Raw genomic sequence first — 11,756 nt, forward strand, 5'->3', positions numbered from 1 at the left:
TATCCGGGACGCGGCGGCCGACACTGCGCCGCCGCCCGCGTTCAACGGAGGAGATGCCGCACCGCTTCGCGTTCGGCCAACAGCTCGGCTTCGGTTATCTTGAGTTTCTCCCGGCTGAACTCGCCGGTTTCCAAATTTTGTACGATCCGGTACTGTGCGTCCCCAATTTCGACCGGGTAGGAAAACATGAGGCCCGGTGCGATACCGTAACTGCCGTCGCTGAGGATAGTCATACTGGTCCAGTCCCCAGTCGGCGTGCCGAACAGCCAATTCCGCATATGGTCTAGCGCTGCGTTGGCGGCGGAAGCGGCACTCGATTTTCCGCGTGTTTGAATCACCACCGCGCCGCGGTTCTGTACGGTCGGAATGAACTCCTTTTCGTACCAATCCCATTCGACCCTGTCGAGCGCCGGCTTTCCCTGAACCAGTGCATGATGCAAGTCCGGGTACTGCGTGGTCGAATGATTGCCCCAGATGATCACTTTCCGAATATCGCTCACCGAGCAACCGCAATGCAGGGCTAACTGGCTTACCGCCCGATTGTGGTCGAGCCGGGTCATGGCGGAAAAATTTTCCGGCGGAAGATCGGGGGCATTGTGCTGGGTGATCAAGGCATTGGTGTTGGCGGGATTGCCGACCACCAGCGTTTTGACGCTGCGTTTGGCGGCGGCATTGAGCGCCCGGCCCTGGATGGCGAAGATGTCCGCATTCACCCTCAAGAGATCCTTGCGCTCCATGCCGGGCCCCCGCGGTTTCGCGCCGATCAAGAAGGCGAGATCGGCATTTTCGAACGCCACATAAGGATCATCGGATACGATCACATCGTGGAGTAAGGGCGGGGCGCAATCGATGAGTTCCATCCTTACGCCGTCCAATCCGACGATGGCCTCCGGAATCTCGAGCAAATGCAATACGATGGGTTGATCGTCGCCCAGCAAGTCCCCTGCAATCAGCCGAAACAGCAATGCATAACTAATTTGCCCCGCCGCTCCCGTAACGGCGATATGCGCAGGCGTTTTCATGTGAATACCCTTTTTATAGTTGAGCATCGAGCCGCGGCACGAAGGCCGATAAGCATCTCCCTGCTTGAAAACCTCTCAGACATTAGACAGGGATACGGCGCGATTCGCCATTCCATTCTATCCATCGGCACTGCTCCGAATACCATTATGAGTCGGCAAACATTTTTCCTATCGTGTGCTGGATTTGTGGACGCGGCTACGGTCCCTGCAAAGCCGAACGGATTGCTCATCCTAACGGAGGAAAGTACCGCCTGGCGCAAAAGCTCGCGTGACGGAACTTTCAGCCGACCGTGAAGCCTTTTTCGGTGATTGCCTGCTTAACCGAGGCCAGGTCGGTTCTTGTTTCGTCGTAATCGATTTCGACCGTGCTGGCCGTGTGGGAAGCCTTGGCTGATGAAACGCCGACACAGGATTTAACGGCGTCCTGGACCTGATTTTCGCAGCCGCCGCACTTCATGCCCGTTACCTTCAAGACAATTTTAGCCATTGGTCATACTCAATCTGTGAAATCTGTGATTTTCGACACGGACTCGCGGGCCAGCCGCGATTGTGATCTCGCCAGTGCGACATCGTCTGAACTAAAAGCCGGTGGATTGCGCCGAAGTTCAAACAGGGCAATGCCGCTTCTGAAGCAGGCTTTGAACTTGATGCCATGTCCGGACGCCCAAGAATTATAAGTCTTGGCGTTGGAGCGAACCAGACATTCAATACCGGCTCGAACGGCATTTGAAGCAATAGTCCGTTTGACAGCCGATGTCCGATCGCCCGATGATTCGATATCGCTAGACATTATTTATTTGTGACTCCGAACAGCCAAAAAATTCCGCGTAGTTTTTAAGGGCCGTTAATAATCGCCGACTTTGTCTCGAACGCCCGTCTGATATCGCAGGACCGGATTACAGCATGAAAACACAACACGCCGCGCTCCTTACCGATCTTTATCAGCTTACCATGCTGCAGGCCTATCATCGGGAGGGCATGTCCGGCACCGCGACCTTCGAACTGTTCGTACGGAAGATTCCGCCGAACCGAAATTTTCTGATTGCCGCCGGGCTGGAACAGCTTGTCGAATTCCTGGAAGACTTCGAGTTTTCCGACGAGGAGTGCGAGTGGCTCGGTACTTTGGATTACTTTACGCCCGAGTTTATCGACCATTTGTCCAAGCTTCGCTTCACCGGGGATGTTTATGCCATCCCGGAAGGAACGGTCTTTTTTCAGAACGAGCCGATCGTTCGGGTAACGGCGCCGATTGCCGAGGCCCAGATCATCGAGACCCGTTTGATCAATATCGTTCAGCTCCAGACCATGATCGCTTCGAAAGCGGCTAGATCGGCGCTCGCCGCGCCGGGAAAGCTTTTGGTGGATTTCGGACTGCGCCGCGCCCACGGCGCCGAGGCCGGTCTGATGGCCGCCCGCGCCGCTTATCTGGCCGGTTTCGACGGCACGTCGAATGTTCTGGCCGGAAAATTATTCGACATTCCGGTTTACGGCACCATGGCCCATTCCTACATCATGGCGCATGACGACGAGGTCGAAGCATTCGAGCGGTTTGCGGAAAGCTTGCCGGGCAACGTGCTGCTTCTGATCGATACCTACGACACGCTGGAAGCCGCCCGAAAAGTGGTTGCTTTGGCTCCCAGGCTGGCCGAAAGAAACATCCCCATAAAAGGGGTGCGTTTAGACAGCGGCGATATGGCGGAACTGGCTAAGGGGGTACGGTCGATTCTGGATGAGGGCGGGCTCACGGAGTGCAGCATTTTCGCCAGCGGCGATCTGGACGAGCACGAACTCCTGAGGATGCTCGAGGCAGGCGCTCCTATCGATGGATTCGGAGTCGGAACGCGTTTGACGACATCCCAGGATATGCCGTACTTGAACTGCGCTTACAAGTTGCAGGAATATGCGGGGCGTCCCAGACGCAAGCGATCGAAAGGCAAGGAGAATTGGCCTGGGCGCAAGCAGGTGTACCGCCGTTACGACGATGAAGGCCACATGCTGCACGATGTGATGGCCGAGGAAAGCGAGTCTCAGATCGAAGGCGAACCGCTGCTTCGCCAGGTAATGACCAAAGGCAAGCGCGTCGGTGCACAGGAGACGCTCGCTGTCATGCGGGAGCGGCTACGGGGACAATTGCAGCAATTGCCGCCCGCCCTGAAAGCCATCGAAGAGAGCGCCGTGTACACCGTTCTGATTTCCGGTGGTCTGCAGCGTTTGGTGGAACGGATGGATAGCGCTGGTCTTTGAACGGGGTTGTTCGGTTTGCGTCAGCCAGGCTCACCGGCCCAATGGCCCACGGTTAATCTCGCGCCTCGGGACGGCGAATTGTATTTCGTCGAAGATTTCGTTTCTCGCCCGGAAGCGGATGCGCTTCATATCCTTTTGCGGCGGGATTTGGCTTGGCAGGAAGAAGACATCACGGTTTTCGGCAGGCGGGTGAGGGTACCGCGGTTGGTGTGCTGGTACGGGGACGCGGGCGCGGCTTACCGCTACTCCGGCGTGAGCCATGAACCGCTGCCTTGGAACGAAACCTTGTCGATGCTGAAGGACCGCGTTGAAAGGTTTTGCGGGCGGCGGTTCAACAGCGTGCTCGGCAATCTCTATCGAGACGGCCGGGACTCGATGGGCTGGCATGCCGACAAGGAGAAAGAGCTCGGATCGAACCCGTTCATCGCCTCTTTGAGTTTTGGCGCCGAACGGCTGTTCAGGCTTCGCCACAACAAGACCGGAGAAACCTTGGAAATCGTCTTGACCCACGGCAGTCTGCTGCTCATGGGCGGGCGTTTGCAGCATGGGTGGCGGCATTCCGTGCCGAAAGCGCGGGAGCCTAAGACCGAACGCATTAATTTGACTTTCAGAACCATTTTTTCCTGAGTTGAGGAGTTCGATCCATGGGCGATGTCGTTAATTTCCGGCGGCCGAAGGCCTCGGAAAAGCACGCCGGCAAGACATTGTGCCGGAGCGGTTTTCACAAATGGATAGTGGTGCGGGAAAAGCCCTTTGACGTCAAGCAGGGCAAGCTGATTACCGTTTATCGGTGCGAACGCTGCGGCATCACGAAGAACGAGTCACGCTGATCAAGCCAAGTTTAGGGCTACGTCGAGTTTCTCCGTCGTCTCAAGCCTTATTAGCCGAAATCGATCGGCGAAACCAACAGCTTGTCCACTCGATTCTTGTCCATGTCGACCACTTCGAAACGAAGGTGATTCCATTCGAAATGATCGGCCGCGCGCGGAACGTGACCGAGCTGCAGCATGACGAAGCCGCCTATCGTATGGAAATTGCCCGTAGCCTCGTCGGGTAGTTCCTCCAAGTCGAAGATCTGCTTGAATTTCGCGGTGCTCAGCATTCCGTCCAAAAGCCAGGAACCGTCGTTTCGCTGAATGGCTTCCGGTTCTTCTTCCCCTTCAGCCATAGGAATGTCGCCCACGATGGCTTCCATCACATCCTTGAGCGTGACCAGTCCGGCGACTTCGCCGTATTCGTCCACGACTAAAGCCATGGGCGTTTTCGAGCGCTTGAACTCCTCCAACAGTTGCATGGGATTGAGGGATTTCGGCACGTAGCGTGGCGTTTTGATCAGTCGGCCCAGGTCGATGGAATCGCCGAGGAGGGCTTTGGTCAGCAGATCCTTGGCCTGGACGAATCCTATGACGTTGTCGAGCCCGTCTTTGCAGACGGGGATTCTCGAATAGGGGCTGTCGATGATCTTTCGGCGGTTTTCCTCGAATGAATCCTTGATGTCCAGGTAATAGATATCCATCCGAGGCGTCATGATCGCCCCGACGCGAAGCACATCCAGGCGCAGGACGTTCGAAACCATCTCCTGTTCGGATTTATCGAACACGCCGGCTGCGGTGCCCTGATCGATCATGATCCTGATTTCCTTTTCGGTGATCAGCGGCTCCTCGGGCTGTCGCGCTCTAAACAGCCGCAGAATGAAGTCGGTCGATAGGCTCAGAATCTTGACCAGAGGATACGCCACCAGCGAAATGAAATTCATCGGCCGGGCGATAACCATGGCGATTTTCTCCGGCTTTTGCAGCGCTAGCCGCTTCGGAACCAGCTCGCCGATGATCAGAGAAAAGTAAGTAATCCCGATGACCACCACGGCCAGCGATAGACCGCGGCTGTAAGGCGCAATTTCCGGAAACTGTTCGAGATATTCGGCTAGTTCGCCGGAAATGGCGGCTTCACCGAAAGCGCCCATGAGAATCCCGATCAAGGTGATGCCGACCTGAATCGTGGAAAGGAAATGAGAAGGTTCGTTGGCTAACTGGAGGGCGGCTTTAGCGCCGAAATGGCCTTCTTGGGCGGACTGTTGCAGGCGGATTTTCCGGGCGGAGACTATGGCCATTTCCGACATGGCGAATACGCCATTCAACAGAAAAAGAAAGACCAATATGAGAATTTCCATCAAAAGATAGCGGTTGTTTATCCGGTAAGCTAGAGTAGCGAATAAGAAAGGGCGATGCAAAAATGGTGTTTTGAAGCGCCGACAGTTGAAGAAGGGGAAAAGAAAACCGAAGGAGACATCTTGCGAACCCCACGCCATGTTGCCGATACGGCTTTCTCTTGCAACACTTTGACATGGGTTGTTGTCGAATGTTGCACGACCTATGGAAGGCAGCAGCTCGTCGCAAAGCCGTTGAAAAATGTCGTTAACGGTCTTATTTCAGAAACAGGCATGTCCGGCTTTGTTCTCTCCAGCGTGCCTGATATGTGAATCCAAGTTTGCGTTTATAAAGGAGGAAATGCCATGACCGACAAGCAAGAGAGTCAGACCAAAAAGTCCACCGGCAAAGAAGTGACGCAGCCGCAAGCGGGGCAATTCCTAAGCCCCTTGGACGAGATCGAGCAATGGTTCGACGAGGTGCGGCGCAACTGGATGCAACCGTTCTTTTGGGGGCGGGGCTGGCCGGAAAGAGAGTCCGTCTTCGGCGGGCGCGTGCCTAGAGTGGATGTGATCGACCGCGAACCGGAGTTGCTGGTCCGTGCGGAGTTGCCGGGGGTCAGCAAGGAAAACCTCGATGTCTCGCTGCAGGACAATACACTCAGCATTCGAGCCACGACCCGACGCGAGGAAGAGGAGGAAAAAGGCCAGTTCTACCGGCGCGAGCTGAGTCGGGGCGAATTTCAGCGGACCATCCGCCTGCCTTGCCCGGTGGAAGGGGATAAGGTCAAGGCGAATTTCAAAGATGGCGTGCTCGAGTTGACCATTCCCAAGGTGGCCACCTCCAAGCGTAAAAGCATTAAAGTCGAATAACCCATGAGGGGCCGTGGGACATGCCCCACGGCCTTTTTTATGGGCTGGACCAGCGCTGATGCGATCACCGTTTTCACCTCTCTACTTTTTGTTCTTTTTGGGCTTGCTGCTGTGGATTATCTTCAGTATCAAGCTGGGGCTGATTACCCTAACTTTCCAGAAACTCGGTTTGAATCCGGAATCGGCGCTGACGCTGTTGATTACCTCCTTGCTCGGCAGCGCCATCAATCTGCCTTTGTTTACGCTGCGGGTATCCGCCGCGCCACCGCCGATTGAAAGAATAGGATACGGCTTGCTGCGCCGGCCGCCGGTGCCTTTTACCGGCCGCACTCAAGTCGCGGTAAACGTGGGCGGCTGTTTGGTGCCGGTGCTGTTCTCGCTGTACCTGGTCAACAGCTACAGTGTTCCGCCTTTGCAAATTATTGCGGCTACGGCTTTTGTCGCTTCGGTCAGCTACTTCATGAGCCGGCCCATTCCGGGCGTCGGCATCGGCATGCCGGTCTTGGTCGCTCCGCTCGCGGCGGCTCTGGCCGCCATTTTCCTGGGAGAGGAATATCGGGCTCCTCTCGCCTATATCTCGGGATCGTTGGGGGTCTTGATCGGTGCCGATCTCTTGCGCCTGAAGGATATTCGCCGAATGGCGGCTCCGATTGCATCCATCGGAGGCGCCGGCACTTTCGACGGCATTTTCATAACCGGCCTGGTGGCAGTGCTCTTGAGCTGAAGCGGCGACATTCTCGAATTGCGGTACCGGTTTTGGGCGGCCGATTACGGTGACAATGCTGACTCTTAAACTTCTATTCCTGCTAATGGCCGCTAACGGCGTTCCCATACTGATCAACAAGGGACTGGGCGAGCGTTTGGCATGGCCTATAGACGGCGGCGCGCATTTCGTCGACCGGCGGCCGCTGTTTGGCTCGTCCAAGACCTGGAGAGGGTTCATTGCTGCGATTCCGGCTACCGGACTGGCCGCCGCGGGGGTAGGATTTCCCTTCGAGCTGGGTCTTTGCATCGGCGCCACGGCGATGCTGGGCGATCTCTTTTCCAGCTTCATCAAGAGGCGTCTTGGTGTTCCGGCCAGTGGCATGGCATTAGGACTGGATCAAATTCCGGAGTCTTTGTTCCCTTTACTTGCCGTGCGTGTCGAGCTGGGTTTGGAGCTTATCCATGTGGCCGGTCTCGTCGCCGGCTTTACATTCCTGGAACTCGTGGTCTCGCGTATCCTTTTCCAGCTCCGGATACGCGAGCAGCCCTACTAGGTCGAGCGCAACTGATGCAGGGTTATCTCGGGCGGGCAGTTCAAACGCACATCCACGATGCTGACACCGCTGCCGGCTGATGTGTAACCCTGCAAGGAGTGGTAACGCCATGGTCCGTTGCAGAACGCTCTAGGGGCGTTTGCGTTGAGAATGATGGGAATGCCTCCGGGCAGGCAAATCTGGCCGCCGTGCGTGTGGCCGCTCAGCATCACGTCGAAATTGGCATAGGCCGCGTGCCGATACATCTCCGGCGAGTGCGAAAGCAGAATGGAAACCGACTCCTGTGGAATTTGATCGGTGGCTTTCTCGATGTTGTCGGCGCGGTAGTAGTGAGGGTCGTCGATGCCGGCGAGATAGATGGTCGCATCGCCGCGAGTTAGGGCGATAGACTCGTTCAACAGCATGTGGATTCCCAGGTTTTCCAGCCCAGGCGACATGCGGATGGTGTCATGATTGCCCAGGACGCCGTAGACCGGCCCCTTCAGAAACGGACGAACCTTTTGCATGGCCGTCAGCGTCGGTTCGTACGGACCATAGGTTTGTGCACGAAAATCGCCGGTCAGAACGCAGATGTCGTAGCCATCGACCCGGTTTACGGCGTCGATGAGCGTGTCGGGAATATCCTCCGAGATGTCCAGATGAAGATCGGTAATGTGCAGCAGAGTAAAACCGTCGAACGCCCGCGGGAGCCGTTCGAGCTTGATCTCGTTATGACGGATTTGGATGGTTCGGGCATTTTCGCGGCCTCGGTTGTGCAGCCACAAGAGTCGCAGGATATGGCGCATCAAGCCATGAACGGAATACCAATTTTCGATATGGAATAAAGTGCGTCCCTGGCCGAACACGCGAGCCTCGAAATCATGCTCTATGCCCAGTCTTTGGTTGAGGTGGCAGCGCCCTACCCGCCTTTCCAACCTTCGATAGGTCTCTGAATCGATGGGCGGACAACGGAGGTGGCCGAGGGGAATGGATTCTGACGCGAGCGCCGCGTCTCCGGCCGCCTTCAGCGGCGGAAAGGGAAAGCGCTGGCCCGGTGGCGTGGGCTGCATTCGCGTCAAGGCATCACATGATTCAAAAGCTTGGCCAGCTTGCCCACCGCATCGTACACGACCGGAACGGCATCGCCTATGCGGGACGGCTCCTTGACGGCTCTTTCGACCCGAGCCGCCGCTTGGTTCATGGCCTGAACCGCCTGCTGGTAGACCGGTGACGAGCTGCTGATGGTGATATTGACAAGGTCGATTTTCTGCTGAAACAGTTGATCAAGCAGTTCGTCCACCTGATCGGCTTCGGGCAGCTTTTTTTCGCTCAGGGTTTCCAAGGCGCGAATCGTGCGTTGCAGGTTCTGAATAAGACTTTCCATTTTTTTACACCTTCACGAGCGATTGTTTACAAACATTGAACGAAATCACACGGAGTTCGTCCAGAGCTTGTTGTATTCATTCTCTTGCCATATTCGTGTTAACTATTTTCGCTTAATCCGCCTCAATAAAAAAATACGCTAACAGAGCTTTCCATGAACATTGCAGCGATACAACAGGCTCTACGAGAGTTTGCCCGTGACAGAGACTGGGACCAATTCCACAGTCCGAAAAATCTCGCGATTGCGCTTTCCGTGGAGGCGGCGGAACTGCTGGAGCGTTTTCAATGGCTTAAGGATGATGAATCGCATCGTCTGGCCGAAAATCCCGAAGATTATCGCGCAGTGCGGGAGGAGATCGCCGACGTTCTGATTTATCTGCTGCGGCTGGCCGACCTCATGAGTATCGATTTGGAGGAGGCCGTGCAGGAAAAGATGCTGAAGAACGCTGAAAAGTATCCTGTCGAATTGGCCAAGGGAAACGCGGTGAAATACAATCGGCGCGACCAATAATCCCTCGCGGAGAATGGGTCTGTCATTTTTCGCCATTCGTTGCAGTCTGTGATGACAAAAACTTTACGCAATCAAGTGATCGCTTTGGCCGGCCTGTCCCAGGCGGTTTACCTCGTGCAGCACATCGCCAAGCGGGGAACGGCCGATCGCGAGGACATGGCGGCCAGCATCGGCAGCGTGCTCAAGATCGACTCGGGGGACGTGGTGGATGTTTACGGCGGTCTCCACTGCGTTATGACGGGGCTCAGGCAGATCGAAAAACAGTTGGGTGGTCCCGATGTCGTGGATCCGGAGCAGGCGCGCTACGCTTCGACGCTTATTTTTCTCGAACGCAAGCTGATGAAGCAGCCCCGCATGCTCGAAGCCATTCGTACAGGCATGGAAAAAGCCGCCGCCATTGCCGAAGAGCGGGGTGTTCTGGACGAGGAGGTGGTCGCAACGCTTGCCGAAACCTATCATCAGACCGTCAGCCAACTGAAGCCGCGGGTGATGGTGGCGGGCGAGCAGATGTATCTGTCCGATCCGGAGAATGGCAACAGAATCCGTGCGCTCTTGCTGGCCGGTATCCGCTCGGTGGTGCTGTGGCGAAAGTGCGGCGGCAGCCGATGGAAACTGCTGTTCCTTCGTCCGAAGCTGCAAAAGGAAGCGCAGCAGTTGCTCGAGTCGCTCAGTCGTACTTGAGATACCTGAAGCGCGGATCGTCCGGTGTGCCTTCCAGGATGCCGCCGGTTTCCGCGCCAGGCTGCCATTGCACGACCTCCTCGATCTTTTTCGCCAGAGCGAAATCCTTGTCCGTTACGCCTTTTGCCGTGTGAGTCATCAGCTTGACGATGACGAACGCATAAGACACGGTCAGATCGGGATGATGCCAGGCGGCCTCCGCGAGATGTCCGACCGTATTCACCACCATCAGGGTGGCTTTCCAGCTGTGGGTTCGGAATTTTCGGCGTATCCAGCCGTTCTCGTAATACCAATACGGAAGCTCCTGCTTCAGGCGCTCTTCGATTTCTTCCTGGGAATAGGCCTTTTCTTCTTTTTTGGTCATGGTGAATACCTCCGGGCACGAGTGCTGACCAGTGACCCAGCTTGTGGTTCCCGAAACCTATTGTCAAGGCTCATACGGGTTCTGAACAGTAGCATCAGCGCCGTCATCCCCGTTGCATTGACCCGGTCATCGGCGAGATTTAACCTTGGCCTATCGATCTCTCGGAAACCGCTGGCTTTCTGCTGATCCGGAGCTCCGCGAGGGGAAGGAGAATACGATGGGTACACAAGGTCGAATTTTGGTGACCGGCGCGCTCGGCCAAATCGGTTCGGAGCTGATTCCGGCGTTGCGGACCCGATACGGAGACGGCCTCGTGGTGGCGGCCGATATTCGCATGCCCCCCGCCGGCGCGGGCGAAAGCGATAGCCTGTTCGAGCATCTCGACTGTACCCAGTTGCGCCAGATTCAGGACGTGGTGCGCCATTACCGGATCGAGACCATTTATCATCTGGCGGCACTTCTTTCCGCCGTAGCCGAAGATCGGCCTCAGGTGGCCTGGAACGTCAATATGGGCGGTTTGTATCGCATGCTGGAAGTCGCCCGCCAGTACCGATGCGCCGTATTCTTTCCGAGTTCGATCGGCGCTTTCGGACCGACCACGCCGCGCGAAGACACGCCTCAAGACACCATCCAGCGTCCGACGACGATCTACGGCATCACCAAGCTTACCGGCGAATTGCTCTGCGACTACTATTTTCGCCGGTTCGGCGTCGATACCCGAGGCCTGCGCCTGCCGGGGATCATTTCCTATCGGACTCCGCCCGGCGGCGGAACCACCGATTACGCGGTGGAAATCTTCTACCAAGCGATCCGCTATCGTCATTACACCTGTTTTCTCCGGGCCGACACGCGTCTCGACATGATGTACATGCCCGATGCCGTCCGAGCCATGATGACGCTGATGGAAGCCGACGCTGCCGGGCTGAAGCACCGCAATGCATTCAATGTGACCGCCATGAGTTTTACCCCTGGCGAATTGGCTGCCGAGATTCGGAAACATATTCCGGAATTTGTGATCGACTATGAGGTGGACCCGGTGCGTCAGGCGATTGCCGACTCCTGGCCCCAATCCCTGGACGACAGCGCGGCACGGACGGAGTGGGGCTGGACGCCACATTACGACATAACGCGTATGACGAACGACATGCTCGAAAAGATTCGCGCCAAATTGCAGGGTGTATCTGCATAGGGACGGCAGCGGACTGCCTGAACGGATTGGAAAAGCTCCATGGAGCCCGGCTATCCCGGCTTTGATTCGCGTCCGATTGCCGTTTCCGGAATCAATTCTTGAGCG

At 56.4% G+C, this 11,756-nt stretch carries 17 protein-coding genes; 10 read left to right on the forward strand and 7 right to left on the reverse strand.

Annotated elements, in window-relative coordinates:
* Positions 1-41: 41 nt before the first annotated feature.
* The 3 genes from B2A78_RS04235 to B2A78_RS25525 all read right to left on the reverse strand — a co-directional run bounded on the left by B2A78_RS04235 (position 42) and on the right by B2A78_RS25525 (position 1,812).
* Positions 42-1,022, reverse strand: a complete 981-nt coding sequence (locus B2A78_RS04235; protein WP_077728743.1) for a malate dehydrogenase — start codon at positions 1,020-1,022, stop codon at positions 42-44.
* Between the two features lie 280 nt (positions 1,023-1,302).
* Positions 1,303-1,509, reverse strand: a complete 207-nt coding sequence (locus B2A78_RS04240) for a heavy-metal-associated domain-containing protein (protein WP_077728659.1) — start codon at positions 1,507-1,509, stop codon at positions 1,303-1,305.
* Between the two features lie 9 nt (positions 1,510-1,518).
* A complete protein-coding gene (locus tag B2A78_RS25525; RefSeq protein WP_143735059.1) occupies positions 1,519-1,812 on the reverse strand; it encodes a hypothetical protein in 294 nt (97 codons plus the stop codon).
* Positions 1,813-1,925: 113 nt separating this feature from the next.
* On the opposite strand from B2A78_RS25525, the gene B2A78_RS04245 reads away from it, so the two are divergent.
* Genes B2A78_RS04245 through B2A78_RS04255 form a run of 3 tightly spaced genes read left to right on the forward strand, consistent with a single transcriptional unit; the run spans position 1,926 to position 4,096 of the window.
* Positions 1,926-3,266, forward strand: a complete 1,341-nt coding sequence (locus B2A78_RS04245; RefSeq protein WP_077728660.1) for a nicotinate phosphoribosyltransferase — start codon at positions 1,926-1,928, stop codon at positions 3,264-3,266.
* Positions 3,267-3,281: 15 nt separating this feature from the next.
* On the forward strand, positions 3,282-3,893 hold the full coding sequence (locus B2A78_RS04250; protein ID WP_077728744.1) for an alpha-ketoglutarate-dependent dioxygenase AlkB: 612 nt from the start codon (positions 3,282-3,284) through the stop codon (positions 3,891-3,893).
* Between the two features lie 17 nt (positions 3,894-3,910).
* Positions 3,911-4,096 (forward strand): hypothetical protein, encoded by a 186-nt coding sequence (locus B2A78_RS04255; protein WP_077728661.1) that lies wholly within the window; start codon positions 3,911-3,913, stop codon positions 4,094-4,096.
* A 50-nt stretch (positions 4,097-4,146) separates the two neighbouring features.
* Here the strand turns inward: B2A78_RS04255 and B2A78_RS04260 are convergent, their stop codons facing one another.
* Positions 4,147-5,436, reverse strand: coding sequence for a hemolysin family protein (locus tag B2A78_RS04260; RefSeq protein WP_240502395.1), 1,290 nt, complete (start codon positions 5,434-5,436; stop codon positions 4,147-4,149).
* 54 nt (positions 5,437-5,490) lie between these two features.
* Between B2A78_RS04260 and B2A78_RS25530 the strand changes: the two genes are divergently transcribed.
* The 4 genes from B2A78_RS25530 to B2A78_RS04275 are packed head-to-tail and all read left to right on the forward strand — an operon-like array spanning position 5,491 to position 7,544.
* On the forward strand, positions 5,491-5,745 hold the full coding sequence (locus tag B2A78_RS25530; RefSeq protein WP_139841055.1) for a hypothetical protein: 255 nt from the start codon (positions 5,491-5,493) through the stop codon (positions 5,743-5,745).
* A gap of 33 nt (positions 5,746-5,778) precedes the next feature.
* The gene (locus B2A78_RS04265) at positions 5,779-6,285 is read left to right on the forward strand and encodes an Hsp20/alpha crystallin family protein (RefSeq protein WP_077728662.1); all 507 of its coding nucleotides are present in this window, start codon (positions 5,779-5,781) and stop codon (positions 6,283-6,285) included.
* A gap of 58 nt (positions 6,286-6,343) precedes the next feature.
* Complete coding sequence (locus B2A78_RS04270; RefSeq protein WP_077728663.1) at positions 6,344-7,009, forward strand: DUF1614 domain-containing protein; 666 nt, start codon at positions 6,344-6,346, stop codon at positions 7,007-7,009.
* A gap of 55 nt (positions 7,010-7,064) precedes the next feature.
* Positions 7,065-7,544 (forward strand): CDP-archaeol synthase, encoded by a 480-nt coding sequence (locus tag B2A78_RS04275; protein WP_240502396.1) that lies wholly within the window; start codon positions 7,065-7,067, stop codon positions 7,542-7,544.
* On the opposite strand, the gene B2A78_RS04280 is transcribed toward B2A78_RS04275, so the two are convergent.
* Both B2A78_RS04280 and B2A78_RS04285 read right to left on the reverse strand, forming a co-directional pair.
* Entirely contained in the window at positions 7,541-8,593 is a 1,053-nt protein-coding gene (locus B2A78_RS04280; RefSeq protein ID WP_133718759.1) for a metallophosphoesterase, read from the reverse strand. The genes B2A78_RS04275 and B2A78_RS04280 overlap by 4 nt on opposite strands.
* Before the next feature lie 5 nt (positions 8,594-8,598).
* On the reverse strand, positions 8,599-8,907 hold the full coding sequence (locus tag B2A78_RS04285; RefSeq protein WP_077728665.1) for a hypothetical protein: 309 nt from the start codon (positions 8,905-8,907) through the stop codon (positions 8,599-8,601).
* 153 nt (positions 8,908-9,060) lie between these two features.
* Here B2A78_RS04285 and B2A78_RS04290 point away from each other — a divergent pair, with 153 nt between their 5' ends.
* A complete protein-coding gene (locus B2A78_RS04290) occupies positions 9,061-9,417 on the forward strand; it encodes a nucleotide pyrophosphohydrolase (RefSeq protein WP_077728666.1) in 357 nt (118 codons plus the stop codon).
* Between the two features lie 51 nt (positions 9,418-9,468).
* Positions 9,469-10,098 (forward strand): high frequency lysogenization protein HflD, encoded by a 630-nt coding sequence (gene hflD / locus B2A78_RS04295; protein ID WP_077728746.1) that lies wholly within the window; start codon positions 9,469-9,471, stop codon positions 10,096-10,098.
* Here the strand turns inward: hflD and B2A78_RS04300 are convergent.
* The gene (locus tag B2A78_RS04300) at positions 10,085-10,462 is read right to left on the reverse strand and encodes a 4a-hydroxytetrahydrobiopterin dehydratase (RefSeq protein ID WP_077728667.1); all 378 of its coding nucleotides are present in this window, start codon (positions 10,460-10,462) and stop codon (positions 10,085-10,087) included. The two genes, hflD and B2A78_RS04300, sit on opposite strands and share 14 nt — an antisense overlap.
* Before the next feature lie 217 nt (positions 10,463-10,679).
* Between B2A78_RS04300 and B2A78_RS04305 the strand changes: the two genes are divergently transcribed.
* Complete coding sequence (locus tag B2A78_RS04305) at positions 10,680-11,651, forward strand: L-threonine 3-dehydrogenase (protein WP_077728668.1); 972 nt, start codon at positions 10,680-10,682, stop codon at positions 11,649-11,651.
* The last annotated feature ends 105 nt before the right edge of the window (positions 11,652-11,756 follow it).

Origin of the sequence: Methylocaldum sp. 14B (assembly GCF_002005105.1) — a bacterium.
Classification (GTDB): domain Bacteria; phylum Pseudomonadota; class Gammaproteobacteria; order Methylococcales; family Methylococcaceae; genus Methylocaldum.

Excerpts from the sequence above, each read along its gene's own strand:
- B2A78_RS04240 (WP_077728659.1), bottom strand. The coding sequence starts at position 1,509 with ATGGCTAAAATTGTCTTGAAGGTAACGGGCATGAAGTGCGGCGGCTGC.
- B2A78_RS04270 (WP_077728663.1), top strand. The coding sequence starts at position 6,344 with ATGCGATCACCGTTTTCACCTCTCTACTTTTTGTTCTTTTTGGGCTTG.
- B2A78_RS04300 (WP_077728667.1), bottom strand. The coding sequence starts at position 10,462 with ATGACCAAAAAAGAAGAAAAGGCCTATTCCCAGGAAGAAATCGAAGAG.
- B2A78_RS04275 (WP_240502396.1), top strand. The coding sequence starts at position 7,065 with ATGCTGACTCTTAAACTTCTATTCCTGCTAATGGCCGCTAACGGCGTT.
- B2A78_RS04245 (WP_077728660.1), top strand. The coding sequence starts at position 1,926 with ATGAAAACACAACACGCCGCGCTCCTTACCGATCTTTATCAGCTTACC.
- B2A78_RS04235 (WP_077728743.1), bottom strand. The coding sequence starts at position 1,022 with ATGAAAACGCCTGCGCATATCGCCGTTACGGGAGCGGCGGGGCAAATT.
- B2A78_RS04285 (WP_077728665.1), bottom strand. The coding sequence starts at position 8,907 with ATGGAAAGTCTTATTCAGAACCTGCAACGCACGATTCGCGCCTTGGAA.
- B2A78_RS04305 (WP_077728668.1), top strand. The coding sequence starts at position 10,680 with ATGGGTACACAAGGTCGAATTTTGGTGACCGGCGCGCTCGGCCAAATC.
- B2A78_RS04255 (WP_077728661.1), top strand. The coding sequence starts at position 3,911 with ATGGGCGATGTCGTTAATTTCCGGCGGCCGAAGGCCTCGGAAAAGCAC.
- B2A78_RS25530 (WP_139841055.1), top strand. The coding sequence starts at position 5,491 with ATGCAAAAATGGTGTTTTGAAGCGCCGACAGTTGAAGAAGGGGAAAAG.
- B2A78_RS04265 (WP_077728662.1), top strand. The coding sequence starts at position 5,779 with ATGACCGACAAGCAAGAGAGTCAGACCAAAAAGTCCACCGGCAAAGAA.
- B2A78_RS04290 (WP_077728666.1), top strand. The coding sequence starts at position 9,061 with ATGAACATTGCAGCGATACAACAGGCTCTACGAGAGTTTGCCCGTGAC.
- B2A78_RS04260 (WP_240502395.1), bottom strand. The coding sequence starts at position 5,436 with ATGGAAATTCTCATATTGGTCTTTCTTTTTCTGTTGAATGGCGTATTC.
- B2A78_RS25525 (WP_143735059.1), bottom strand. The coding sequence starts at position 1,812 with ATGTCTAGCGATATCGAATCATCGGGCGATCGGACATCGGCTGTCAAA.
- hflD (WP_077728746.1), top strand. The coding sequence starts at position 9,469 with ATGACAAAAACTTTACGCAATCAAGTGATCGCTTTGGCCGGCCTGTCC.
- B2A78_RS04280 (WP_133718759.1), bottom strand. The coding sequence starts at position 8,593 with ATGCAGCCCACGCCACCGGGCCAGCGCTTTCCCTTTCCGCCGCTGAAG.